General features: G+C 70.1%; 37 protein-coding genes. 30 read left to right on the plus strand and 7 right to left on the minus strand.

The annotated features are described in order from the left end of the window. Positions 1-174 precede the first annotated feature (174 nt). From RBJ77_RS09965 to RBJ77_RS09990, 6 genes are all read right to left on the minus strand, one after another. The gene (locus tag RBJ77_RS09965; protein WP_372344929.1) at positions 175-966 is read right to left on the minus strand and encodes an aldo/keto reductase; all 792 of its coding nucleotides are present in this window, start codon (positions 964-966) and stop codon (positions 175-177) included. Between the two features lie 147 nt (positions 967-1113). Next, positions 1114-1851, minus strand: coding sequence for an ABC transporter ATP-binding protein (locus RBJ77_RS09970; RefSeq protein ID WP_372344625.1), 738 nt, complete (start codon positions 1849-1851; stop codon positions 1114-1116). Beyond that, positions 1848-4523, minus strand: coding sequence for an ATP-binding cassette domain-containing protein (locus RBJ77_RS09975; RefSeq protein ID WP_372344626.1), 2676 nt, complete (start codon positions 4521-4523; stop codon positions 1848-1850). Before RBJ77_RS09975 ends, RBJ77_RS09970 begins: the two co-directional genes overlap by 4 nt. Positions 4524-4563: 40 nt before the next feature. Next, a complete protein-coding gene (locus RBJ77_RS09980) occupies positions 4564-4812 on the minus strand; it encodes a hypothetical protein (protein WP_372344627.1) in 249 nt (82 codons plus the stop codon). Between the two features lie 98 nt (positions 4813-4910). Then, positions 4911-6221, minus strand: coding sequence for a tyrosine-type recombinase/integrase (locus RBJ77_RS09985; RefSeq protein WP_372344628.1), 1311 nt, complete (start codon positions 6219-6221; stop codon positions 4911-4913). A gap of 605 nt (positions 6222-6826) precedes the next feature. Next, the gene (locus RBJ77_RS09990; protein ID WP_372344629.1) at positions 6827-7222 is read right to left on the minus strand and encodes a hypothetical protein; all 396 of its coding nucleotides are present in this window, start codon (positions 7220-7222) and stop codon (positions 6827-6829) included. A gap of 177 nt (positions 7223-7399) precedes the next feature. Here RBJ77_RS09990 and RBJ77_RS09995 point away from each other — a divergent pair, with 177 nt between their 5' ends. The 25 genes from RBJ77_RS09995 to RBJ77_RS10115 all read left to right on the plus strand — a co-directional run bounded on the left by RBJ77_RS09995 (position 7400) and on the right by RBJ77_RS10115 (position 19541). Then, a complete protein-coding gene (locus tag RBJ77_RS09995; protein WP_372344630.1) occupies positions 7400-7699 on the plus strand; it encodes a helix-turn-helix domain-containing protein in 300 nt (99 codons plus the stop codon). Next, the gene (locus tag RBJ77_RS10000; protein ID WP_372344941.1) at positions 7650-7931 is read left to right on the plus strand and encodes a hypothetical protein; all 282 of its coding nucleotides are present in this window, start codon (positions 7650-7652) and stop codon (positions 7929-7931) included. Before RBJ77_RS09995 ends, RBJ77_RS10000 begins: the two co-directional genes overlap by 50 nt. A 122-nt stretch (positions 7932-8053) precedes the next feature. Further along, complete coding sequence (locus RBJ77_RS10005; protein WP_372344631.1) at positions 8054-8857, plus strand: phage antirepressor N-terminal domain-containing protein; 804 nt, start codon at positions 8054-8056, stop codon at positions 8855-8857. After that, on the plus strand, positions 8854-9156 hold the full coding sequence (locus RBJ77_RS10010; protein WP_372344632.1) for a hypothetical protein: 303 nt from the start codon (positions 8854-8856) through the stop codon (positions 9154-9156). The genes RBJ77_RS10005 and RBJ77_RS10010 overlap by 4 nt, the downstream gene beginning before the upstream one ends. Next, positions 9153-9650 (plus strand): hypothetical protein, encoded by a 498-nt coding sequence (locus RBJ77_RS10015; protein ID WP_372344633.1) that lies wholly within the window; start codon positions 9153-9155, stop codon positions 9648-9650. The genes RBJ77_RS10010 and RBJ77_RS10015 overlap by 4 nt, the downstream gene beginning before the upstream one ends. Then, positions 9647-10093, plus strand: coding sequence for a hypothetical protein (locus tag RBJ77_RS10020; RefSeq protein ID WP_372344634.1), 447 nt, complete (start codon positions 9647-9649; stop codon positions 10091-10093). The genes RBJ77_RS10015 and RBJ77_RS10020 overlap by 4 nt, the downstream gene beginning before the upstream one ends. Continuing rightward, positions 10090-10338 (plus strand): hypothetical protein, encoded by a 249-nt coding sequence (locus RBJ77_RS10025; RefSeq protein ID WP_372344635.1) that lies wholly within the window; start codon positions 10090-10092, stop codon positions 10336-10338. The genes RBJ77_RS10020 and RBJ77_RS10025 overlap by 4 nt, the downstream gene beginning before the upstream one ends. Then, positions 10339-10929: a hypothetical protein gene (locus tag RBJ77_RS10030; protein WP_372344636.1), complete on the plus strand. Its 591-nt coding sequence runs from the start codon at positions 10339-10341 to the stop codon at positions 10927-10929. After that, on the plus strand, positions 10929-11171 hold the full coding sequence (locus RBJ77_RS10035) for a hypothetical protein (protein WP_372344637.1): 243 nt from the start codon (positions 10929-10931) through the stop codon (positions 11169-11171). Before RBJ77_RS10030 ends, RBJ77_RS10035 begins: the two co-directional genes overlap by 1 nt. Beyond that, the gene (locus tag RBJ77_RS10040; RefSeq protein WP_372344638.1) at positions 11168-11404 is read left to right on the plus strand and encodes a hypothetical protein; all 237 of its coding nucleotides are present in this window, start codon (positions 11168-11170) and stop codon (positions 11402-11404) included. The genes RBJ77_RS10035 and RBJ77_RS10040 overlap by 4 nt, the downstream gene beginning before the upstream one ends. After that, the gene (locus tag RBJ77_RS10045; RefSeq protein ID WP_372344639.1) at positions 11401-11916 is read left to right on the plus strand and encodes a hypothetical protein; all 516 of its coding nucleotides are present in this window, start codon (positions 11401-11403) and stop codon (positions 11914-11916) included. The genes RBJ77_RS10040 and RBJ77_RS10045 overlap by 4 nt, the downstream gene beginning before the upstream one ends. A 111-nt stretch (positions 11917-12027) precedes the next feature. Then, complete coding sequence (locus RBJ77_RS10050) at positions 12028-12555, plus strand: hypothetical protein (RefSeq protein WP_372344640.1); 528 nt, start codon at positions 12028-12030, stop codon at positions 12553-12555. 74 nt (positions 12556-12629) lie between these two features. Next, positions 12630-13322 (plus strand): VWA domain-containing protein, encoded by a 693-nt coding sequence (locus tag RBJ77_RS10055; RefSeq protein WP_372344641.1) that lies wholly within the window; start codon positions 12630-12632, stop codon positions 13320-13322. Beyond that, entirely contained in the window at positions 13319-13585 is a 267-nt protein-coding gene (locus RBJ77_RS10060; RefSeq protein WP_372344642.1) for a hypothetical protein, read from the plus strand. Before RBJ77_RS10055 ends, RBJ77_RS10060 begins: the two co-directional genes overlap by 4 nt. Before the next feature lie 154 nt (positions 13586-13739). Continuing rightward, positions 13740-14843, plus strand: coding sequence for a phage recombination protein Bet (gene bet / locus RBJ77_RS10065; protein WP_372344643.1), 1104 nt, complete (start codon positions 13740-13742; stop codon positions 14841-14843). A 71-nt stretch (positions 14844-14914) separates the two neighbouring features. Further along, on the plus strand, positions 14915-15433 hold the full coding sequence (locus RBJ77_RS10070) for a hypothetical protein (RefSeq protein WP_372344644.1): 519 nt from the start codon (positions 14915-14917) through the stop codon (positions 15431-15433). Further along, positions 15430-16386: an exonuclease domain-containing protein gene (locus RBJ77_RS10075; protein ID WP_372344645.1), complete on the plus strand. Its 957-nt coding sequence runs from the start codon at positions 15430-15432 to the stop codon at positions 16384-16386. Before RBJ77_RS10070 ends, RBJ77_RS10075 begins: the two co-directional genes overlap by 4 nt. Beyond that, positions 16383-16700, plus strand: a complete 318-nt coding sequence (locus tag RBJ77_RS10080; protein WP_372344646.1) for a hypothetical protein — start codon at positions 16383-16385, stop codon at positions 16698-16700. Before RBJ77_RS10075 ends, RBJ77_RS10080 begins: the two co-directional genes overlap by 4 nt. Further along, a complete protein-coding gene (locus RBJ77_RS10085) occupies positions 16697-17095 on the plus strand; it encodes a hypothetical protein (protein WP_372344647.1) in 399 nt (132 codons plus the stop codon). The genes RBJ77_RS10080 and RBJ77_RS10085 overlap by 4 nt, the downstream gene beginning before the upstream one ends. A gap of 115 nt (positions 17096-17210) precedes the next feature. Beyond that, entirely contained in the window at positions 17211-17483 is a 273-nt protein-coding gene (locus RBJ77_RS10090) for a hypothetical protein (RefSeq protein ID WP_372344648.1), read from the plus strand. Next, the gene (locus RBJ77_RS10095; RefSeq protein WP_372344649.1) at positions 17480-18271 is read left to right on the plus strand and encodes a helix-turn-helix domain-containing protein; all 792 of its coding nucleotides are present in this window, start codon (positions 17480-17482) and stop codon (positions 18269-18271) included. Before RBJ77_RS10090 ends, RBJ77_RS10095 begins: the two co-directional genes overlap by 4 nt. Beyond that, the gene (locus RBJ77_RS10100; RefSeq protein WP_372344650.1) at positions 18268-18690 is read left to right on the plus strand and encodes a hypothetical protein; all 423 of its coding nucleotides are present in this window, start codon (positions 18268-18270) and stop codon (positions 18688-18690) included. The genes RBJ77_RS10095 and RBJ77_RS10100 overlap by 4 nt, the downstream gene beginning before the upstream one ends. Further along, complete coding sequence (locus RBJ77_RS10105; RefSeq protein ID WP_372344651.1) at positions 18687-18878, plus strand: hypothetical protein; 192 nt, start codon at positions 18687-18689, stop codon at positions 18876-18878. The genes RBJ77_RS10100 and RBJ77_RS10105 overlap by 4 nt, the downstream gene beginning before the upstream one ends. Beyond that, positions 18875-19153: a hypothetical protein gene (locus tag RBJ77_RS10110; protein WP_372344652.1), complete on the plus strand. Its 279-nt coding sequence runs from the start codon at positions 18875-18877 to the stop codon at positions 19151-19153. The genes RBJ77_RS10105 and RBJ77_RS10110 overlap by 4 nt, the downstream gene beginning before the upstream one ends. Before the next feature lie 73 nt (positions 19154-19226). Continuing rightward, positions 19227-19541, plus strand: a complete 315-nt coding sequence (locus RBJ77_RS10115) for a hypothetical protein (protein ID WP_372344653.1) — start codon at positions 19227-19229, stop codon at positions 19539-19541. Positions 19542-19612: 71 nt separating this feature from the next. Here the strand turns inward: RBJ77_RS10115 and RBJ77_RS10120 are convergent, their stop codons facing one another. Continuing rightward, complete coding sequence (locus RBJ77_RS10120; RefSeq protein WP_372344654.1) at positions 19613-19942, minus strand: type II toxin-antitoxin system prevent-host-death family antitoxin; 330 nt, start codon at positions 19940-19942, stop codon at positions 19613-19615. A 108-nt stretch (positions 19943-20050) separates the two neighbouring features. On the opposite strand from RBJ77_RS10120, the gene RBJ77_RS10125 reads away from it, so the two are divergent. The 5 genes from RBJ77_RS10125 to RBJ77_RS10145 are packed head-to-tail and all read left to right on the plus strand — an operon-like array spanning position 20051 to position 23393. Beyond that, a complete protein-coding gene (locus tag RBJ77_RS10125) occupies positions 20051-20863 on the plus strand; it encodes an HNH endonuclease (protein ID WP_372344655.1) in 813 nt (270 codons plus the stop codon). Further along, positions 20863-22023, plus strand: coding sequence for an HNH endonuclease (locus RBJ77_RS10130; protein ID WP_372344656.1), 1161 nt, complete (start codon positions 20863-20865; stop codon positions 22021-22023). Before RBJ77_RS10125 ends, RBJ77_RS10130 begins: the two co-directional genes overlap by 1 nt. Next, positions 22010-22756 (plus strand): hypothetical protein, encoded by a 747-nt coding sequence (locus RBJ77_RS10135; RefSeq protein WP_372344657.1) that lies wholly within the window; start codon positions 22010-22012, stop codon positions 22754-22756. The genes RBJ77_RS10130 and RBJ77_RS10135 overlap by 14 nt, the downstream gene beginning before the upstream one ends. After that, positions 22753-23154 (plus strand): hypothetical protein, encoded by a 402-nt coding sequence (locus RBJ77_RS10140; RefSeq protein WP_372344658.1) that lies wholly within the window; start codon positions 22753-22755, stop codon positions 23152-23154. Before RBJ77_RS10135 ends, RBJ77_RS10140 begins: the two co-directional genes overlap by 4 nt. Further along, on the plus strand, positions 23151-23393 hold the full coding sequence (locus tag RBJ77_RS10145) for a helix-turn-helix domain-containing protein (protein WP_372344659.1): 243 nt from the start codon (positions 23151-23153) through the stop codon (positions 23391-23393). Before RBJ77_RS10140 ends, RBJ77_RS10145 begins: the two co-directional genes overlap by 4 nt. Positions 23394-23489: the final 96 nt, after the last annotated feature.

The following is a 23489-nucleotide window of genomic DNA, read 5'->3' on the forward strand; positions in this document are numbered from 1 at the left end:
AACCACCGCCGCCCCGCCGCGGCCCGCGCCGGCCACGCCCAGGCGACGGCCGCCGCCGACGCGATCGCGCGCACCCTGAAGGGCTGAAGGCGGTCCGGCACGGACGAGGCCGCCGTCGCGGGACACGGGGGTGTCCGCGACGGCGGCCTCGGTGGAGCGGGCGGGCCGGAAGGCTCAGGCGACGTCGAACGCGGCCGGGTCCGGGCCGAGGCGACGGTCCTCGTTGAGCGCGCTGATCGCGCCGAGGTCCTCGGTGTCCAGCTCGAAGCTGAACACGTCGATGTTCTCCTTGATCCGCGACGGCGTCACGGACTTGGGGATCACCACGTTGCCCAGCTGGACGTGCCAGCGGAGCACGACCTGCGCGGGGGTGCGGCCGTGCTTCTGCGCGATCGCGACGATCGCCGGGACCTCCAGGAGGCCCTTGCCCTGGCCGAGCGGCGACCAGGCCTCGGTCGCGATGCCCAGCTCCGCGTGCCGCTCGCGGGAGGCGCGCTGCTGGAGGTGCGGGTGCAGCTCGATCTGGTTCACGGCCGGGATGACCGACGTCTCGTCCGTCAGCCGGTCCAGGTGCTCCGGCAGGAAGTTCGAGACGCCGATGGCCTTGGCGCGGCCGTCCGCGTACAGCTTCTCGAAGGCCTTGTACGTGTCCACGTACGTGTCCTTCGACGGCAGCGGCCAGTGGATCAGGTACAGGTCCACGTAGTCGAGGCCGAGCTTGGCGAGCGAGGTGTCGAAGGCGCGCAGGGTGGCGTCGTGACCCTGGTCGGCGTTCCACAGCTTCGTCGTGACGAAGAGCTCCTCGCGGGCCACGCCGGACGCGGCGATCGCCTTGCCCGTGCCCTCTTCGTTGCCGTAGATCGCGGCGGTGTCGATGCTGCGGTACCCGGCCTCCAGGGCCGTCGCGACCGCCTTCTGAGCCTCGTCGTCCGGCACCTGCCACACGCCGAACCCGAGCTGGGGCATCTCGACGCCGTTGTTCAGGATGATCGGGGGAACCTTGCTCACGAGGTGTCGGTCCTTTAAGTCGTCGGGTGGTACTCCCATGGTCAACGATCACGGGCGTACGTGCATTCCTGTCGCCGGTGAACGGCGGGGACACCAGCATCTCAGTCACGTATGTGAACCCTGTGCCGGGGTCTGCGTCCCCAGATACGCCTCGCGTACCCGTTCGTCGGCCCGTATCCCACCCGGTGTCCCTTCGGCGAGCACGCTGCCCAGATCGAGGACCACGACCCGGGAGCACACCTCCATCACGAAGGCCACGTTGTGCTCGACGAGCAGCACCGCGCAGCCGTCCTCCTCGGCGAGCCGGCGCACCACCGCCGCCAGCCGGTGCCGCTCCTCGGCCGTCATGCCGGACGCGGGTTCGTCCAGGAGCAGGACCCGGGGCCGGTCGGCGGCGGCCCGCGCCAGTTCCACCATGCGGGCCCGGCCGACCGGCAGCGTCCCCGCGGAGGAGCCGGCGAGGGCGTCGAGGCCGCAGGCCGCGAGGAGTTCGCCACGGCGCCCGGGGTCCTGGCCGCCGCGCCGCCACTCCTGCGCGACCAGGAGGTTGTCGGCGACGGTGAGCTGCCCGAACAGCTGCTGGCGCTGGAACGTGCGGCGCATCCCGTGCCGCGCCCGCCACACCGGCGAGCGCCGGGTGATGTCCGCGCCGTCGAGCAGCACCCGGCCCGCGTCGGGCCGCCGGATGCCGGAGACGACGTCGAAGAGGGTCGTCTTGCCCGCGCCGTTCGGGCCGATGAGCCCGCACACCTCACCGGCCACGAGCCGCAGCCCGACCCCGTCCAGGGCCCGTACGCCGCCGAACCGCACGCCGACGCCCTCGGCCTCCAGCACGTAACTCATGAACGGCCCGCCTCCTCGACCTCGCCGGTCGCCGCGATCCCCAGGTACGCGTCCGTGAGCCGCTCCGCCTCCACCTGCTCGCGCGGCCCGCACCAGGTCACCCGCCCCTGCGCGAGATAGGCGACGGTGTCCGCGACGCCGAGGATCTCCGACGCCTTCTCCTCGACGAGCAGCAACCCCGCGCCCGCGTCCCGGAGTTCGGCGAGCAGCCGGTAGACCTCCGCCACGACAAGGGGCGCCAGCCCGAGCGACGGCTCGTCGGCGATCAGGACGCGCGGCGGCCGGTGCAGCAGCGGCGCGAGCGCGAGCAGCTGCTGCTCGCCGCCGGACAGCGAGCCCGCGGTGACGTCACGGCGGGCGGCGAGGCCGGCGAACCGCTCGTAGACCGCCGACCGGTCGTCCCTGTCCGGGAGCTGGAGGGCGAGGTTCTCGTCGACCGTGAGCGAGGGGAAGATGCCGCGCCCCTCGGGGGCGAGCACCACCCCGGCCCGGGACCGGCCCACCGCGCCCTGCCGGGTGGCGTCGTCCCCGGCGGCGTACACCCGGCCGCTCAGCGGCGCCATGAGTCCCGCGGCGACCTTGCAGGCGGTCGACTTCCCCGCGCCGTTCGGGCCGAGCAGCGCGACGATCTCACCGGGGCGGACCGTCAGGTCGACGCCCTGAAGGACCGGCGCCCCGTCGTATCCGGCGTGCACGCCGAGGAGTTGGAGCGCCGCGGCCGGCTCCGGCGCCGTGCCGGTCGGCTCGGGCGGGGGCGCCGCGACGGACGCCCTGCGCCGGTGCCGGCGGACCGAGAACGCGGCGCAGTAGCCGTCCGGGTCGTTGGCGAGCGCGAGGCCCGCGAGACCGAACAGGATCACCGGGAGCTGCACCGACTCCGTCACGTAGTCACTCACGAGATGCGGCACGACCGCGAAGGTGAGCCCCGCGACCACCGCGAACTGGGGCCGCCGCACCCCCGCGGCGACCACCACGGCGAGCCAGACCAGCCCCGTCATGGCCGTGAAGTCGGTCGCCGTGATGCGGGTGTTGTACGACGCGTACATCACGCCGCCGAACCCGGCGAGCCCGGCCGACACCGTGAACAGCAGCAGCTTCGTGCGGACCACGGAGATGCCCGACGCCATCGCGGCGGCCGGGGCCGAGCGGACCGCGAGCATCGCCCGCCCGGCCCGCGACCCGCGCAGCGCGCCGAGCGCCGCCACGCCCGCCGCGCACAGCACGACCATGGCCACGCCCATCGCCCGGTCGTCGCCGAGGTCGACCGGCCCGAAGACCGCGCGGGGGATCTCCCAGCCGGTGTCGCCGTTCCTCAACCAGCCCATCTGGAACAGGACTTGATCGGCGAGGAAGGCGAGCGCGAGCGTCGCGAGCGCCAGCGACCGGCCGCCGAGCCGCAGCGCGGGCAGCGCCACCAGGGCGCCGAGCGCCGCCGCCGCGCACGTCCCGGCGAGCGCCGCCCCGAGGAACGGCCAGCCGTGGCTCATCAGCAGCCCCGCCACGAGGGCGGCGCCCGTCACGAACGTGGCCTGCGCGAGCGACACCATCGCGCCGAGCCCGGTCACGACGGTGAACGACATGAACACCAGTGAGATCGCCAGACCCTGGGCGAGGATCCCGCTCCAGAACGGCGTGGTGACCGTGTAGAAGGAGACCGCGAGAAGGACCCCGGCCACCGCCCACGGACCCCAGCGCCGCGCCCGCGAGCGGCCCGCCAGGTAGTCCACCGGCGGCGCGTCCGCCGCGGCCGTGCCCGCCGTGCGCTGCCGGCGGGTGAGCAGCAGCAGTCCGGCGAACAGGATCAGGAACGGCACCGCCGTACGGAACCCGGTGATCCGCTCGGCGAACGAGGCGTACCCCGCGACGAGGTTCTGCAGCACGCCGAGCCCGAGCCCGCCGGCGAAGGCGAGCGGGACCGACAGGAACCGGCCGAGCACGGCGGCCGTCGCCGACACGAACAGGAACAGGGTGAAGTCGTGGGACGACAGGCCGAGCAGGGGAGTGGCGAGCACCCCCGCCAGACCGGCGAGGCCCGACGACAGCATCCACGCCACCGACGAGAGCCGGTCCGCGCTCATCCCGCGCAGCTCCACGAGCGAGCGGTTGTCGACGGCCGCCCGCAGCCTGAGCCCCAGCGCCGTGTGGCGCAGCAGGATCCAGAGTCCGAGCGCGACCACGGCCGTCGCCACCCAGGTGATCAGCTGGTCGGAGTCGATGCCGACGCCGTCCAGCAGCTGCCAGTTCTCCGCCGGGCTCGGCCCGACCCCCGGCAGTCCGAACTGGTTCTCCGCGGGCTTCACCGGCGCGCCCGCGGCGTCGAGCAGCTCCACGGTCCACAGCCCGAGCGCGGGCAGCGCGACCAGGAGCCCGATCGTCGCCACGATCTGCGCGGTCTCGCCGACCCCGGCCAGCTTCCGGAACATCAGCCGGTCGAGTCCCCAGCCCAGCAGCGGAGCCACCACCAGGACCAGGAGCAGCGCCGTCGGCACGGCGGGCCAGCCGAACCCCGAGTGGAGCTCGTAGAAGGCGAGCGCGCAGAGGTAGGCGGTGGCGCCGTGCGCGAAGTTGAACAGGCCGGACGCCGAGTAGGACAGCACGAGCCCGGTGGCGAGCAGCGCGTACAGCGCGCCCGACACGAGCCCGCTCAGGACGAAGGCAAGCAGGTCGGCCATCGGAACTCCCCTTCAGGCGGCTCTACTTGGGTGACTCGGGTCACTTGAAGGGGATCGGCTCGTAGCACGTGAACGGCGACGACACCCGGTACGCCCCGTCCTTGAGCTGGACGAGTGCCCCGCAGCCGAACGACTCCTTCTGCCCGCGCGGCAGTTGCCGGTCGCCGACCATCGTCCCGGCGTCCGAGAAGCCGTCCGCCGCCTTCTGGAACGACGCCACGGTGAGGTCCTTGCCCGCCTTCTCGGCGATGGACAGGAAGAGGTCGGCGCTCATGTAGCCGGTCATCATGTGCATGTTCGGGGAACCAGAACAGCAGATGCCCTGACCTGCGAGTTCACCCCCGCGCGACCCCTAAATGGGAAACGACTGGGAAACCAAATCGCCCCTCAGGCCGCATCCGCCCGCTTCGACATCAGCCTACCCAAAGCCTGCCGCACAGCCCCAGCCGTCGCATCCGAGCGCACGCCCCGCACATCAGCCAGCACCTCCGCGCGACTGGTGATGCCCCGCCGCACCGCATCCCGAACCAGATCCGCCACCGACCTCGTCAACGGCCGCGGCACCACCTCGAGCGCATCCTCGCCCTGCAGAGTTCCCCGGTACGTTTCCCAGTGCTTCTGCAGAGCCACCACCAACGCCCGCTCCAGCGCCACCGTCAGGCTGCTGTACGTGCCCTCGACGCCCTGCAGCTCGTGACCCATGCGCGTCTCCACCACGTACCGCGGCTGACCGAGCTCGTCGAGCATCGCCTTGGCGCCGTGCCGCACCAGGTACAGGCGCTTGCCCTTCATCGCCGGCACCTCGGGAATCTCCGGACGCGCCTTCTGCACCCGCGCACCGCTCCGCTCGGGCCGGCCGTCCGCGATGGGCCGCCAGTACTCCCGGTCGAACGCCAGGCGCGCCAGACAGCCGCCCTCGATCCCCGGGAACACCCACTCGCTGTCGTGGCTGGCCAGGAGCTTGTCCAACATGTCAGCCAAGAATGGGGGGATAACGAGCGTGCGGTAGCTCTCGTACTTCGGCGGGAAGAACCGCAGCTCGCCCTCTTCGTACTGGACCTGACGCTCGACACGGATCGCGGGGAGCAGACCGCCGGCGGCGCCGTACCGTTCCATGTCCTCGTCGTAGCGGTCGGCCTCGTCCTCGTTGAGCCTGAGGTCACTCCCGGGCCACGTCGGATAGCAGAACTCGCGGGTCAGGCCGAACAGTTCACCCGGCCGCATCCCGGTGAACAGCATCGTCCACATGAAGACATAGCCGGAGTAGCCGAACACGATCTCCGCGTTGCGGGCGAGACGGTCGACGACCTCGAGCGGCAGATCCTTCTTCCGCTCCCGCGGCTTCTTCTTGTACCGGCCGCGGCGCCGCTTCCGCTCCACCGGCGACGTCTTCCGCAGTCCGGCCTCGACGGCGTCGTCCATCACCATGCCGAGCACCATCATCACGTTGCGCCGGGAGTTGTCCTCGCGGAGCGCCTTGGCCAGGTATCGGCGGAAGGCCCGGACATCGATGAGGGTGACGTCCTTGACGGCCTTCTTCCCGAAGAAGTCCCGGATGTGGGAGTTGATCGCCCACCGGTAGTTCCGCAGCGACAGGTGCGCCAGGTCGAGCGAGCCCAGCCAACTGTCGACCCAGTCAGTCATGAGCATGGAGCCGTCCGCCCCGGCGATCTTCTCGCCGTGCCGCAGCTCGTGCATCTGGTCCTGGCCGTGGTTGTAGGCCGTGTCCTCGTCGAGGAACCCGCCCTGGGAGGCGAACTTCTTCCGCCCGCCTGCGTGGTACTCGCCGGTCCACCACTTCACACGGCAGGTGCCCCCGCGCCACTCCGTGTAGACGTCGACAGAACGTCTCGCCATGTGGTGCCCCCTTGGTGCGCTGGCCGGCGCGGCAGCCTGGCAGGTACCCCTACCGCCAAGGCTTCCGCGAACCCATCTTGCCTCAGCCCGTCTGACCCAGCGGGCAGAGCTTGCATCCTCTGCAATCTCCGCCAACTGCTCTGACGGTCTTCCGCATTGACGCGGCGACCGCAGGATCACGGCCGGCCCGCGCCGGTACCACGCAGACGATGCCGTCGTCGACCTTGAACGTATGACCCAGGAAGGTCGGCCCGTAGTCGACTATGAGCGCGTCTCTGAACATGACTCCCCCTAGGTGTCGGAAGGAGCCTCCAAGGGAATTGCTGCTGTCGACTCTGCCATGTCCAGGGCCACTTGGGGCCACCTGCGCCTCAGAAGGTGCGCAGATATACGGTAACGAAGCGGTCAGGGCAAATGGTTGTACGCCTTTCGGGTGAACTTGGCCTTTAAATCTTGCCCAGCCGCCGGAGATCCTTCGCGATCCGGTCGCTCAGTGCCTTGATCTCTTCGCCCGTCAGGTTGGGTGTGGTGGCGATCGCCGCCAGCTGGACGACGTCGCGGACGCTCTCGTCGACCTCGTCGGGGTCGAGCACGGTGACCTTGACGTCGCCGGCGGGTTCGGGGCCGCCGGCCGCGATGGTCTCGCACGAGCCTGCGGGCCAGTGGAGCGCGGCCTCGATCTTCGAGTACGAGCCGTCGCGGACTTCCTCGCCCTCCTCGACGCGCTTCCACGTGTCCTTGGAGATCCCCGCGGCTTGGGCGGCGGCCACGCGCGAGGAGTACTGGGCGAGCCGCGCCGCCTTAACGGCCTTGGCGAGCCGTTCGAGATCTCGTGTCGACATAGCCCCATCTTGGCAGGGCCAGCCAGGGCCAGCCAGGACCAGGGCTATCTAAGGCCGAATCTTTAGCACCTCCGTGACCTGCGCCGGACGGTGTAGAGCTAGCTGAAGCTAAAACTACCCACTAGTAGTGCCTAACTAGAGCTAGACATGAGGGCTAACTAGAGCTAACTTCTACTCATGCAACAACCCCCAACCACCTACACGGTGAACGGCCGAAAGGTCCGTGAACTGCGTATGGCGGCGGGCCTCGAACTCGCAGAACTGGCCGAGCGCGCAGGCATCAGTCGTCGCTACCTCAGCCACATCGAGAACGGCACCCGCAACCGCATGAGACCGGCCCGATACCAGCGGCTGCGACAAGCCCTGGGGGCGCACGAAGAAGAGCTCTTGGCCCCACCCGAGACCGACCCCCCGAAGGAGCACCCCCGTGCCCAGCGAGAAGTACCTCCGATACGGCCGCCCCAAGCCGCCGGATGACCTGGACCAGGAGTACATGAGCGTCCAGGAAACCGCCTACGTCCTCAAGTGCAGCGTCGACACCGTCCGCCGCCGGCTGAAGGCCCTCGGCATCACGGCCAAGCCCGGCCGCGCAACCGTCACCAGCAAGCGCGACCGCCAGCGCGTCCACGAGTTCGGCCGCAAGAACGCCAAGGACCAGGACAAGGTCCGCCGCCTCCGTGCCGTCGCAGACCTGCAGCCCGCCGCCTAGAGCGGCAAACGGCCCCACTACCGGGCTTCCAGACACCGGCAGCAGGGCCTCCGAGATCCACCTTCACCACAGAGAAGAAAGGGGACCCCGTGTCTCCATCATCGCCTGAGGCGCGTGAGGTCGTGAAACTCGACCTGTCCGCCGGCTCCATCCACACGACCTTGATCGACGGTCTGCCGCACATTGTGCTGAAGCCTGCCGTCGAAGACCTCGGTCTCGACTACTCCACCCAGCTCGCGAAGCTTCGGAAGCGGTCGTGGGCAGTTGTGGGGCAGAGCCCCACAACTGGATCCGACGGCAAGACCTACAACATGGCGGTCATCCCGGTCCGCACCTTCCTGATGCTGCTGGCCACGGTCAACGAGAACCGCGTGGCCTTCCTCCAGCGCAAGACCCTGGTCGCCTTCCAGAACGAGACCGCGGACGCGATCGAGGCGTACTGGACCAAGGGCGGCGCCATCAACGAGCGCGCCACCGACGAGCAGTTGGACGCACTGGAGCAGCAGATCGAGGAGCGCCGCATCCGCCGCGCGCTCGGCCTCGTCCAGCTGATCGCCGCGATGGACGACACGGTCGACCCGAAGTGGAAGCGGTCACGGCAGCTGCACCACTACGCGGAGGCGGCCGGCGAGATCGCCGAGATCCCCGCCGCGGACCGTGCGCTGCTGGTCGAGACGTACCTGAAGGACCGCGGTCTCACCGACGGCGAGCGCCGTTCCGTCCGCTCGTCGTTCGGGCGCCGCGTGTCGCTGGCCTTCCAGATGCAGTACGGGGAGAAGCCGAAGGACTCGATCGGCCTGGTCGATGGCCGCGAGCGGCAGGTGAAGTCGTACACGGAGGCTGACCGGCCGATGTTCGACAAGGTCTGGGACGAGTTCTACGCCGACCGCTACCCCGCCCAGCAGCAGTTCGGGGAGGCGTCATGACCGCTGAGCCCCGCACTCCGCAGCCCACTCGCCGGGACGACCTGACGATGATGCTGCTGCACGGCGGTGCCGCCACGAACGCCATCGCGAAGCACGTCGTCGACGCGTTCGAGGCTGAGGTCCGAGCACAGATGCGTGACGAGGTCGCCGACGAGATTCACCGCGCCGAGCTGCCCACGTTCGCCGAGACGGAGAACCCGGTGCTCGTCGCGAAGACCGTTCGCGCCATCGACTGGCTACTCGCCGACCGAGGCCCTGAGGCTCCGTACTGGACGCCGAAGGCCGGTGAGCAGCGATGACCGCCGAGACCCGCACCCCGCAGCCCCTCACCGACGAGCAGCTCGCCGAGATCCAGGCCGACGTCGCGGCCTACGGTCAGCACCCGGAGATCGGCTTCGCCTGCTGCTCAGCGCACCGTGCTGCTGACGTCGCACCCGCCCTCCTCGCTGAGGTCGACCGCCTGAAGCGGTCCGTCTCCGCCGCCCTGGTCCAGGTCCGGCAGGTGCAGCCGCTGGACACGTACTCGGCGAACCGCCGGGATCTCGCCGTCCGGATCCTGGCCGGCGAGGAGGCGCCCGAGCCCGACGCGGAAGTCGACCGGCTGGCCGCCGAGTTGGCGAAGGTCGCCGAGTTCGTCGCGAAGCGCGCCGAGTACATCACCGCGATCAACGGCTGCCACAACGACGCCGACTACTGGCGCTGGCAGGGCCACGCCGAGTCGCGTCGCCAGCTCGCCCAGGAACTGGGGCTGCCCGTCGCCTGGCCCGCCGAGTACGAGGGGGCCACGACGTGACCGCCCCGACCCGCACCACGTGGGATGTGCCCGCCGCCGTGGTCGAGGCCAACGTGCGGGTGCTGACGCTCGCCGCTGCCGCATCCCGCACCAACTCGCCGTCCGACGCGCTGGCGTTCCGCCTCGACGAGTGGCTCGTCACCCACCCCGACGCCGTGAAGGTCGACGCCGACCCGGCCTGGGACCACCACATCGCCGAGGTGGAGCGGCTGAACGAGGAGCACCGCATCGCCGCCGAGTTCAACCGGATCTTCCCGGTGGGCACGCCGGTCATCGCCTACCCGGGCGCCCGCCCCGAGGACATCCCGACTACGCCGCGCCTCATCACGAAGACCCGCTCCAAGGCCGTCGTCCGCTGCGGCTCGGCCGTGGTCTGGGTCGAAGGCCACGGCGCCTGGATCTGCCTCACCCACATCGACATCCGCACCGGAGGCGCGTCATGACTGCTCGCATCATCGGCGGCCTGGTCTACGACCTCGACGACGGCCCGGTCCGCGCCGACTTCAGCCGCAGCCCGTTCGACGGCAGCCGCCAGCAGCAGCTCGTCCTCGGCGACGAGCAGGGCGGCGACAAGCTCTCAATCTCTCTCACCACCACGCCGGTCGAGGGCATCGACGACCTGATCGAAGCTCTCAGCCGCGTCCGCGACGACAAGACCCGCCAGACGCAGTTGAAGGAGGTGGCGTAGATGGCGACCGCGATCAGCCCGCACGTCGACGAGGTCGAGCAGACGCTCATCGTCCTCGACGCCCAGTACGCCCGCGTGTACGGGCCGGACCTGGCCTCCTGGTCGAAGGGCGTGCGCGGCGAGTACTTCGAGACGCTGCGCTCCCACCGCACCGCGGACCGCGAGTTCCACCCGGTTCACCCGCGTAAGGCGTCCGCAGCCCGCCGCCGGCGGCACCTGCGGCAGCTCCCGTGGAAGATCCGGCAGATCGCCCCCGGCGCCGACTCCGTCCTGTTGACACCGGTGTGGACCGACGCCAGCGGCACGGCCGAGCGCGTGTACGTCGTCACCGCCCGATCCGCCACCGCCAAGCAGCACCTGAAGCTCCCCGTGGGCGGCTCACGCCAGCTGACCGCGCTGATCCAGCGCGCCTTCCCGAAGGCCGACTGGGAGAAGCCGCAGACGTGGCACGCCGACCTCAACCAGCTCACCGTCTGGGGCCAGGCCTCCCGGGCGTTCCGGGAGACCGCGGACGCCGGATACGTCGAGGACCTCGCCGCCTACAGCAAGCGCACCGGAGGCCAGCACGGCCACCAGAAGGGGGACCAGTAATGCCCACGTACACGTTCCGGAAGGTTCCGCACCAGGCCGCGAAGTCTGTGCCGTGCACGATCTGCGGCAAGAAGGTCCGCCGCCAGCGCACCTTCTTCCAGACCCTCAACCCGTTCAACAAGAACGACCAGGGCCTGCCCAAGACCGAGCTGGAGATCGTGCGCGAGCTCGACGCGCAGGCCACCCGCTGGCATGCCGAGCCCGAGACGCACCCCAAGTGCGAGAGCGAGGCCGTCGCATGAGCGTGAACCCGCACGACGCGCACGGCACGACCACCCTGTCGCTCGCCGAGCAGCTTCCCGACGGATCGATCGTCTACCAGTCGTGGAGCATCTGCTCCTGCACCGTGCCCGCCCTCAGGCAGCGCCTCGGAGCGCCCCAGCAGGAGTCGATCGCGACCGCGGCCCAGGTCGCCGCGACGGCCAGCGCCGTCATGAGCGTTCCCGGCGCCACGCACATCGGGGAGGGACTGTGAGCATCGTCCAGGACCTCCGCACCCGCGGACGGCACAAGGGCCTCACCCCGTGGCAGCTGATCCAGAAGATCGGCCGGTTGGAGCGGGAAGCCGACGTCCGTGACTGCCAGTTGATGGGGTTCGCCACCGACAACGACGAGCTGCGTCGTGAGCGGAACGAGCTGAAGGACAGCCTCGACGCCGCGGCCGTCGACTACGCCGGCGTCCTTCACGACCTGGACGCCGCGAACGCGGAGGTCGAGCGACTGCGCGCCGAGCTCGCTAACCGGGACGCGGTCACCGTGCCGCCGATGGAGCGGGACACGACGGCGATCGAGGACCAGGCGACCGCGCCGATCGACGTCACCACGCTCCGCGAAGCCGCCGCAGCCGGACGGCTCGGACCCGTCGTGCAGGTGTCCCACAGCGGCGCGTCCGCCGACCCGGGCCTGCCGCGCACCACCACGTGGGGGCTCGCCACTGCCGCCGACGACGAAACGCAGCAGCTGCCGAAGATCCCGCCCGCCGCCTGACTCCGTCGCCACGCCGGATGCCACCGGCCGGCGTAGCGACGGCCCAAGAAGAAGCCCCACCCGGGTCCAGCGGGCGGGGGTCCACCAGAAGCATCCCACGGAAGGACCACCATGACCGTCACCACTGTCCCGTTCACGATGCGAGGCCAGAAGGGCGCCGCCTACAAGGTCGAGGGCGCCGTCCCGGTCGCGCCCGGCCTGGTCGTGTTCCGCCTCCCCGGCGACCTCGACCTCAACAACCCGGCCCGCTGGAACATCGGCCACCACTCCGGCTACATCGTCGCCGAATCCATGACCCGAGAGCAGGCCGTCAAGGGCGCCGAAGCGCTCGCCCCGCTGCACGACTGGACGCGCGACGTCGACTTCCTCCGCGAGGAGATCGACGAGGACCAGCTGCTCGCCACCCTCGGCAAGAACGGTTGCGGCGCCGCCCACTCCCACGGCCACATGCGCGGCGACGTCTCCCGCAACGGCACCTACACCGACGCCGACATCGCCGAGGCCGCCCGCGAGTCCGACGGCATGGACTCGCTGCAGATCCTCAACGCGATGGCGCAGAACGTCCCGTGGATGGGTCTCGATCAGGACGACTTCATCGACGCCCACAGCCGCATCGTCGAACTCGCCGACGCCGAGTAGCCGACCCAGTAAAGCGCCCCGCCGGGCGAATCGGCGGGGCACCCAACCACCAGCATTCCAGGAGAGATCACCCGATGGGAATCTTCAACAAGACCGCCCCCGCGCCCATGTCGACCAGCATGGTCGACCTGACGAAGAAGGCCGCCGTCTCGCTGCAGAAGGCCGGCCTGTCCGGCCAGAAGGCCGCCGTCTACCTGGTCCTCGACCACTCCGGCAGCATGCACGGCTTCTACCGCAACGGTGACGTGCAGCGCCTCGCCGAACAGGCGTTGGGCCTGTCCGCGAACCTCGACGACGACGGCACCGTCCCCGTCATCTACTTCGGCAGCCAGGCCTCCCCGGCGTTCAACGTGCAGCTGACCGACTACCAGGGCGTCATCACCCGCACCCACGTGGGCGTGCCGTGGGGCACCACGAACTACACGGCCGCCATGGACACGGTCGTCTCCCACCACCAGCAGTCCGGTGCCAGCGAGCCCGCCCTGGTCATCTTCCAGACCGACGGAGCCCCCGACAACCGGCGTTCCGTCGAGCAGGCCCTGCGCGCCTACTCGAAGGGCCCGTTCTTCTGGTCGTTCGTCGGCTTCGGCGGCCGGGTCGCCTTCCTGGAGAAGCTCGACGAACTCGACGGCCGCGCCGTCGACAACGCGAGCTTCTTCCACGCCGCGAACCCGCAGGCCGTGTCCGACGAGCAGCTGTACGACGGCATCACCCGCGAGTACGCCGGCTGGATCGCCGCCGCGCGCGCTGCCGGGATCGTGCGGTGAAGCGCCGCACAGCCGCGCTGGCCGCGGTCCTCGCCATCTCCGCCCTGACGCTCGTCGGCTGCGACAACAAGTACAGCGAGCCCTTCAAGGACGCGAAGCGCTCCGGTCACGACAACGGCGCCCCGGCAGACCTGGTCCGCATGCCCGACGGCTTCTCCAACGCCGCCACGAAATGCGATCACGGCAACCGGATCTACATCGCCTACCACGGCGACGCCAAGTACGCCGCCATCGCCGTCGTCGCCCAAGACCCCACCTGCTGACCACCTGATCCACAACCCAGACCGCCACGGCCCTTCCTCCCCCCTGTAGGGCGCGTGGCACCTAGGCCCGCCGGGGTTCCCACCCCCCCCGGAGCCCCGGCGGGCCTCCCTTCGCACACCCGAAAACCAAGCTCAACCACCACAGGAGCCACTTGTGAGCACCGAAATCGCCCGGACCGGGGGAGCGCTTGCCATCCGTCCGGACCAGACCGACTGGACGCCGGAACAGGCCATGGTCCTCCAGCAGTCCGGCATCGACGACGACGTCACCAAGGCGGAACTGGCCGGCTTCCTCCACCTCTGCCAGCGCACCCGCCTCGACCCGTTCTCCCGCCAGATCTACCTGATCGGCAGGAAGGACAAGCGAGCCGGACGGAAGGTCTTCACGCCACAGACCGGCATCGACGGCTACCGCGTTGTCGCACACCGCGTCATCGCAGAGACGGGCGACGCATTCGGCTACGAAGACACCCAGTGGTGCGACGCGGCCGGCACATGGCGCGACGTGTGGCTGCCCGACGAGGCCCCCGCCGCCGCCAAGGTCACCGTCCTGCGCAACGGGCAGCGGTTCTCCGCAGTGGCCCTGTACCGCGAGTACGTCCAGACCGACTGGAACGGCAACCCCACCCGCATGTGGAAGACCATGGGTGCCAACCAGATCGCCAAGTGCGCCGAGGCGCTGGCCCTGCGGAAGGCATTCCCGCACGACCTGGCCGGCGTCTACACCGCCGAGGAGATGGCCCAGGCCGACAACGCGACCGACGAGCAGCAGACCATGCGAGTCGCACAACCTGGCGACGAAGACCCGTGGGCGACGGCCACGCCGCGCAACAGCGCCGTCAAGGGCCGATCGCAGCCCGCCCAGGACTTCGCCGAGAAGGCAGAGCAGGCGACCGACCCGGCAGCCATCAAGGACATCTACCGGCAGGCGAACGCAGCAGGCCTCCTCGGCGAGACGATCAAGACCGGGAACCGTGAACTGCTGGAACTCGGCAAGTTCCTGATCGCCCGCGGCCTCGAACTCGCAACGCCCGCCCCCGACGCGCAGCAGGACGACGAGGGAGTCGTCGAAGCCGAGGTCGTCGAATCGCAGCAGGACGACCACGAAGCCGCAGTCATCGAACTGCGAGCCGCCGCAGACGCGGCCCAGCTCGAGGACTTCGACAACGGCGCCCGCATGGCCCTCGGCATGCCGATCGAGCAGGCCAGCCCTGCGGCCATCCGCGAACTCGCCGCGCAGATCCGGCCCGCCGCCTAGCCGGACATGTCACGGGCCGGCCCGCGGCAATCGGGCCGGCCCACCCCGCCAGCAAACCACACGGAGCACCCATGGACATCGCACAGCTCGCCCTCGAAGAGGCCGCCCTCAAAACCGTCGCCGACTCCATCAACGACCGCCTCAAGGAGGTGAAGAAGGCCATGCAGGAGCAACTCGTCGACAACGGCATCTCCAAGGTCACCGCCACCCTGCCCGACGGCACCAAGGTCGCCACCATCAGCCGCTCCGACGCCAAGCCCGCCGCGGTCGTCGTCGACGAGGACGCCTTCCTCGAATGGGTCCGCACCATCGCCCGCGACGAGATCACCACCCGCCTCGTCACCGAAGTCCGGCCCGCCTACCGCACCAACATCCTCGCCCAGATGACCGCGGCCGGTGTCGCCCGCATCATCGACACCGACACCGGCGAACTCCACGACGTCCCCGGCGTCGAGGTCAAGCCCACCCGCTCCCTCACCCACTCCGTGCGGCCCAGCGCCGGAGCCAAGGAAGCCATCGCCGAAGCCTGGCGCAACGGCCAGCTCGCCCACCTCGACCTTCTGCAGATCGAGGCAGGTGACGCGGCATGAGCTGGCACACCGAGCCCCTGACCGGCTTCGACTTGGAGACCACCGGCGTCAACGTCGAGACGGCCCGCATCGTCACCGCGGCGATCGTCGACTACGAGCCGGGCGACACCGTCGACACCCTGCCCGACCGGGCCCGCCTTTGGCTCGCCAACCCCGGCGTCTACATCCCCGCCGAGGCGACCGCCGTCCACGGCATCACCACCGAGCAGGCCCGCGCCAACGGCCGACCCGTCGCCGACGTCGCCAACGAGATCGCCGACGCCCTCGCCGCCTCCCTGTCGACCAGCATCCCCGTCGTCGCGATGAACGCCCGCTACGACTTCACCGTCCTCGACCGCGAACTACGCCGCCACCAACTGCCCACGCTGCAGCAGCGACTCGGCACCGATGTGACGCCCGGCCCCGTCGTCGACCCATACATCCTCGACAAGCAGGCCGACAAGTACCGGCGGGGCTCCCGCAAGCTCGAGGCCCTCGCCGCCCACTACGGGCTCGCCCTCGACGCCGCACACACCGCGGACGCCGACGCCTTCGCCGGCATCCAGGTAGCCGTCGCCATCGGCGAGAAGTACGAACAGCTCCACGTCCACCCCGAGCAGCTTCACGCCTGGCAGATCTGGTGGGCCGCACAGCAGGCCGCCGAGTTCCAGGTCTACAAGCGCAAGACCGACCCGGACGTGGTCATCGACGGCGATTGGCCCCTCGTGCCGTTCACGGCCGAGCGCAAACTGCGCACCGACTTGGTCACCCTCGCCGAGCGGTACGAGGCCATCGCAGCGAAGGCCCGCACCGAGGTCGGCGAGGAGCGCGGCCGGCAGATCCGGCAGACAGCCCGGGACATCCGAACGGTCCTGAGCACTGGCCGGCTGCCCATCTACCTGATGACGGACGACGAGCTCGAAGCCGGCTCGCCCGCCCAGCACGCCGAGATCGTCGAGGAGCCCGCGTCATGACCGCCACCTACCGACCCGCGATCCAGAACTTGATCAACCAGCTCCGCTACCGGTCCACGTTCGGCCGCCCCTGCTACATCAAGCGCACCAAGCGGCACGCCGCTCTGATCGTGCCGTCCCTGCGGAGCGGCGCCGACGGCCCCTACGAGCTCATCCAGACCTTCGAACGGGCCACCGTCCACGAAGCCGTCGTCCTCGGCGCCGTGACCCTCGGCCCCGACCTCGGCGACGTGCCCGCCATCCCCGGCAAGCACTGGGCCGCCGACCCCAACCGCTACGGCCGCACCATCCAGCTGACGGAGCGTGAGTCATGACCCACATTCAGCCCGCCTTCGACGGCACCGAGCTCGCCGCGTCCGCCCCCGCGAAGTCCCGCCGGATAGTCGACGACTACGAGGCCTGGGTCACCGAGGTGTGGGACGCGTTCGTCGAGGCCGCCGACACCGGACTCCCGTTCACCGTCGACTCGGTCGCCCGCACAAAGAAGCTCCCCGACCCGCCGGTCGCCAAGACGCAGTGGGGGAGCCTGCCGGCGCAGCTGCTGAACGCCGGGATCATCCGCCACCACGGCTACGGCGGCAGCGCCCGCGCCAACCAGTCCCTCGTCCACATCTGGATCGGCGTCCCCGCCGACCAGCGTGAAGCCGTCGCACAGCGGCGACGCGACGAGCGGGCCGAGGCGCGCGCGGCACGGAAGGCGGCGGCGTGATGACCACCGCCCGCATCGCCCGCCTGTACGCCGCCCTCATCGCGGCCGGCGCCACCGCCGGAGCCGTCACCGCCGCCATCGGCTGCTACCGCGACCACACCCGCGGGAGGCGAACGTGAAAGACGACCTCCTCAACCTGCTCACCGTGTGGACGGCACTCGGCGAAACCCTCGTCTGGCTGTGGATCCTCGCCCCCCTCGTCGTCATCGCAGCCATCGCCTGGATCGCGATCAGCCTCGGCAGCCAGGCCATCGGACGGGCCCGCGAATCCTTCGCCCGCGCCAACCAGCTCATCGCCGAAATCCAGAACGACCAGCCGCCCCACGACCCCGAAGCCGCCGCCGGATACGCCCGGTTGGCCGCCGCCATCCGAGAGGAGCAGCCGTGACCACCACCGACCACACCCCCAGCCGAGCCTGCTACCAGCGCGGATGCCATCAGAGCGAGTGTGAGCTGGCCAACTACCGCTACATGAGCCGACTGCGGCTCGACATCGCCCGCGGCCAGCGGCGGACAACCGACGCCACCCAGACCATCGCCCACACCGAACGCCTCCTCGCCCACGGCTGGACCCACTCACAGATCGCCACCGCAGCACACATCGGCGACCGCACCGTCGGCGAAATGCTCGCCCACAGGGAACGCATCCTCGCCTCCACAGCGCGCGCCATCCTCGCGATCGAGATCACGAACCCGCCCCGCGCACCCCGCTACGTACCCATCCTCGGCTCACAGCGCCGCGTACAGGCGCTCGTCGCATTCGGCTGGCCCTTCGTCGACATCGCCCGCCACGGCGGATTCGACGCGCTCTCCATCGCCCGCATCGCGCAAGGCGCAAACACCAGCGTCCGCCACACCACCGCAGCGTCAATCAACCGCACCTACCGGCAGCTCAGCCGCACACCCGGAAGCAGCGTGCGCGCCCGCAACTACGCACAGAAGAACGGCTGGCACGGACCCCTTGCCTGGGACGACATCGACGACCCGAGCTGCAAGCCCGACATCGACGAGCACGCCGACAAGCGCGGCAGGCCCGCCCAGATCGACGAACTCCGCGTCGCCCGACTCGTCCGCGAAGGCCTCACCAACGCGCAGATCGCCCAACGGATCGGCTGCCACGTCCGCACCGTCACCCGCGCCCGCGGGCGGGTCCACCGCGTGGAGGTGGCCGCATGACGATCGCCGACGAGGCCGCCGCCCTCATCCGAGCCGGCGGCAGCAACAAGGACATCGCCCGCCAACTCCACATCCGGCGCGCACGCGTCGCCGAAGTCCGCCGCCAGATCGGCATCCCCAACGTGATCGGCAAACGGACCGCCCGCCCGCCGGAAGACCTCTACCAGCAGCGCACCCGGCCCCTAGACGGAGGCCACCTCGCCTGGACCGGCACGTTCAACAGTGTCGGCGTGCCCGTCGTCCACACGGCCGGTGGATTTCTCACCGCCTACCGCATCGCCTTCCGCATCGGCCACGGACGCGACCCCGTCGGCCAAGTCCAGGCCGGCTGCGACCAGCCCCGATGCGTCCACCCCGACCACGTCGAAGACCAGGCCATGCGGGACCAGTACCGCGCGATCTTCGGAGGCGCGATGTGAGCCACTACGTCTCCCTCGTCTGCGACGTGCAGGACACCGACGCCGGCCCGTGCATGACCGAAGACTGCGGCCCCGGCTTCCCCCAGTCCGCGACCGCCGCCCGCCGAATCCTGCAACCCCAGGGCTGGCACCGCACCCGCGACGGCCGCGACATCTGCCCCGACTGCTGGGACGCCGGCAAGCGATGAACACCCACCCCACCACTTCTGGAAGGACCGTCATGCCCGCCGACCTCAAGCCCTCCGTCCGCAAACTCCTGCAGGCCATCGCCGACAACGACACCGGCCATGGCGTCCTGTTCAACCACGCCCGCGCCGGCCGCTGGCAGATGGAAGGCAGCACCTACGCGGTCAACGACCGCACCTTCCACCCGCTCACTGCACGCGACCTCATCGACATCGGCAACGGGCACACCGACCCGGTCCGCATCACCGCCGCCGGGCGCGCCTACCTCGCCGCCTGAGCCGGCCGCCGCGCCGGGACCCGACCAACCCCACGACCCACCCTCCCGAATCGCCATCGAAAGGACCGCTGACATGGGCTTCTTCCACTCCGCCCACTTCGCCTACGGCATCCAGATCCCCGACACCGACAGTGGGCGCCTCGAAGACGGCATCCCCGCCGGAACCGACGTCGGCTTCCTCAACGCCGGCGCCTACGACCACGAGAAGAGCTACCTCGTCACCCAGCACACCGAGGTCAACCTCGGCGGCTACGGCACCGTCCACCCGCAGGACGCCACCGCCGAGCAGTACGCCAGCTGGAACGAGCAGCTGGCCGCCGCAGCCACGGCGCTCGGCGTTACCCCCGTCGCCGAACCCGGCTGGATCGTCATCCCCGCCATCAGCTGACCGCCTGACCAGCCCGCACACGACAAAAGCCCCGCACACGGCGGGGCTAGGGAGGAGGAGAGATGCAGCAGCTACGTATCGGAGGTGCGCCGTTCGGCGCCCTCGAGCGCCTCGCGGATGACGCGGGCGTCGGTCGTGGCCGGCGCACCCTCCTTGGCCTCCAGTCGTGCGAGGCGTTCGCGGAGCTCGCGCATGACGGCGATCTCCGCGTAGTCCTCGGGCGGCACGACGTAGGCGCTGCGTGCGCCGCGCTCGGTGAAGGCCGCCGTGCGCTTGCCGTAGCGGACTTCGCGCAGCAGTTGGGTCAGGTTCGCGCGGGCGCCGGTCATCGAGACCTCCGCGACTCCATCCTCTGCGATCCGAATGCCCTGCTCAGCAGCCATGGCCAGAGTGTAAGTCATTACCAATCCTTCCAAAGTCGCCAATCTTTAAAGTATTGTGGCAGGTGCGAGCCAGCACCGCCAGACGCCGCCGCTTCCGCATGCCCATGCTCACCGAAAGAAGCCCCGATGGCCGTCTCCAAGCGACTCCGATACGAGATCCTCCGGCGCGACAACCACGCCTGCAGGTACTGCGGAGCCACCGCCCCCGACGCGAAGCTCAACGTCGACCACGTCATCCCGCAGTCGCTCGGCGGCACCGACAAGCCCGACAACCTCGTCACCTCATGCGCCGAGTGCAACTCCGGGAAGACCAGCAGCCTGCCCAACGCCATGCCCGTCGCCGACGTGGATCAGGATGCGTTTCGGCAGGCCGTCGAGCGACGCCAGGTCGAGCTCACCGAGCACCTGTGGCGAGGGGGATACCCCTGGCACTGGGGCCGGGAAGAGATCGAATGCCACGCAGCCGACGCCGCCTGGGGACATGCATGGTCGATCGTCAGCAAGGGCGGTAGCCCCAGTCACGACCAGTACATCGAGTTCCTCGCGGAGATGGAGGCGCTGTTCGAGAACGGCCGCTCCGTAGGTGAGGTCGTCTGCGCTGCGGCCTACGCGGGATCGCAGCTCACGCCGCGCCTCTCGTGGGGACTTGGCGTCATGGATCTTCAGTACGTACCCGTGTCCGGCGAGCAGTACAGCCGCATGGCCGACGTGTACGAACGCTGGCTCGAGGTCTGGCGCGAGCGGCGCGCTGACGGCCCAACCGACGAGCAGGTGGGCGAGTTCCGCGGGCGCCTGATCCTGGGCGCCCGGAGCGGATACAGCCGGGACGAGCTGCTGCGGGGCGCAAGGTCGGCTGCTTTCGCTGGCAGCACCGACGTCGACTACTTCGCCTACCACGTCGCCTGCGAAGACGCAGACGAGCGGGTCGGTGAGGTCTGATGCCGCGCATCCGCACCGTGAAGCCCGAACTGTGGGAAGACGAGCTCCTCGGCACCATCCCCCGTGATGCGCGACTGCTGTTCATCGCCACCTTCAACATGGCCGACGACGAGGGGATCCTGCGCTGGACGCCGGCGTACATCAAGGCGCAAGCGTTCATGTACGACGACGACCTTGGCCCCAAGGAAGTCGACCAGCTCATGCGATGCCTCACCGACACGGGCCTGGTCTTCCCCTATGTCGGCGGGGTGGCCCGGCAGCAGATGGCAGTGGTCGTCAACTTCCGCAAGCACCAGCGGATCAACCGGCCCCAGAAGAGCAAGCTGGCGCCGCCGTCGACCGGGGCCTGGCAGGTGCGGGAGATGTACGCCCGCCGCGACGGCTGGCTGTGCCAGCTGTGCGGCGGCGAGATCCCGCGCCGACTGGTCGCCAACGACGACCACAACCTGTGGATCGATCACGTCCGCCCGGTGGCCGCGGGAGGCACCGATCACCCCTCCAACGTCCGCGCCGTGCACCGGGTGTGCGGCCGGAGCCGGAGCGAATCCACCGACGAGGAAGGCTTCATTCCGCCCGCCGGACTCGCAGGCATTGAGGATTCACTGAATGAGTCACTGAACCGTTCACTGAATGACGCAGTGAAGGAATCTCACGTTCCGTCGCACTTCGACGCTCCAACGGATACCGATAGTGACTTTTCTTCCATGAACCATTCACTGACGGAAGGGAAGGGAAGGGAAGGGAACAGGGAAGGGAAGGGAACCCCCCCTACCCCCCGGCAGTCGTCCGGCAGCCCCGCCGTCCCGCAGACGGGCGAGAGGCCCCTACCCGACCGGATGACGGACGCCTTCCTCGAGCGCTTCGCCCACGGCAACAGCTACCGGCGCCGCCAGGTGCGCACCACGATCGCCGACGCGCTCCGTAACCAGACCGACCCCGACGAGTTGTGGCGAGCCATCGAACTGCTCGGTGAGAACAGCTCGCCCGTCAGTGCCAACTCGCTGCAGTTCGCCTTCTCCAAGATCCGCCGCAACGCCGCGAACTCGAACGTCCTGCAACTCCCAACCGGCCAGACCCTCAGCGGCACCGACGTGACCGTCGCCGGCTGGGGCGCTGTTGCCGACTCCTTCGGACCTGAGGACTCCCATGAATCCGCGTGAAGCGGCCCAACTGCTGGGCCACTGCGCCGCCTTCGACAACCGCAAGCCGAGCCAGGCGGCAGCCGTCGCCTGGTCCGCCGCCCTCCACGACGTCCCCCTCGATGCCGACGCCAAGGCCGCTGTCGCCGCCTACTACACGACCCCGCCCAAGGATCCGGACGCCAAGCTGTGGATCCTGCCGCACCACGTCCGGTCACTGCGCTCCAAGATCCGGTCGGCCCGGCTGGAGAACTTCCAGTACGAGCCGCTGCCCGACGAGACGCCCCGCGAGTTTCTGGCCCGCTACAAGGGCCAGGTGCAGGCCATCGCCTCCGGCCGCGCCGCTGCACCGACCGGGCAGCCGGCACTCGAGGGCGGCCCGTCCCGCGAGTTCATGGCCGAGCTCGAGGCCCGCGGCTGGCAGGGCAACCGCACCGTCGACGACGAGGGCACCGCCCAGGCCGAGGCCGTCGAGACGGTGAAGCGCTCCGGCCCGCTCGGCGTCGAATGCCCCGCATGCAGTGCGGCGATAGGCAAGCCGTGTAAGACGCCGGGCGGCAGCGAGAAGCAGCCGCTGGGCAAGCCGCGGGCCACGCCGCACTCCGCCCGCCGCCGCGCCGCCGAAGGCCGCGACGAGCTCACCGCCGCCGACCTCGCCGCGCAGGAGCAGGCGATCCGAGCCCGCGCCGCCCAGCACCTCGCCGACACCGACGACGACATCCCCGACGCCGAGATCATCGAGGAGGCCTCGTGACCACCGACTGGAGCCCCAGCCAGGACGACATCGCCGCCACCCGCCAGCTGCGCCAGGCAGGCGACTTCAAGAGCCTCCTGCGGCAGCAGATAGCCGACGGCCGCGCCAAACTGCCGTCCGCCGCCCACTGGCCGACCAGCCGCCAGCGCAGCGACCTGTACGCGTTCCCGTGCCCGCACTGCGGCGCCGGCATCGACCAGAAATGCCACCTCCGCACCCGCGCCAAGCAGCTCCCGCACCCGCACCAGGAACGCGTCGCCAAGTGGGCGCAGACGACTGCCAGTTGCCCGCACTGCCAGGTCGAGCCCGGCACCCGCTGCCACAACGACGGCATGCCGCTCCCGCCCGGCACCGTCCACGCCCGCCGCTACCAGGAAGCCGAGGCAACCGCCGCATGAGCACCAGCGAGCCGTGGCGTCCCCGCCACTGGCACAACACCACCGCCGACGACTTCGAGGTCGAACTCGTCGTCGCCGAACGCCAACCCGCTACCGGGCTGACGAAGCTCGAGCAGCGCATGGTCACCCGCCAGCTGCGCCGGCAGGACGTGCCCGGCACTGAGATCGCCCGGATCGTCGGTGTCGACCCGCGCACCGTCTGGCGCTGGCTCGCCGAGGACCGGAAGGCCGCCGCCTGATGTCGCGCGCCGTGTCCCGCTGTGGGGACCGGTGGGTGGGCGGGGTGCGGGCGCGGGCTCCGGTGGGGCCTTCCCGCCGCACAGTGCGTCCGTAGA

Source organism: Streptomyces sp. KL116D, assembly GCF_030766975.1.
Classification (GTDB): Bacteria; Actinomycetota; Actinomycetes; order Streptomycetales; family Streptomycetaceae; genus Streptomyces; species Streptomyces longispororuber_A.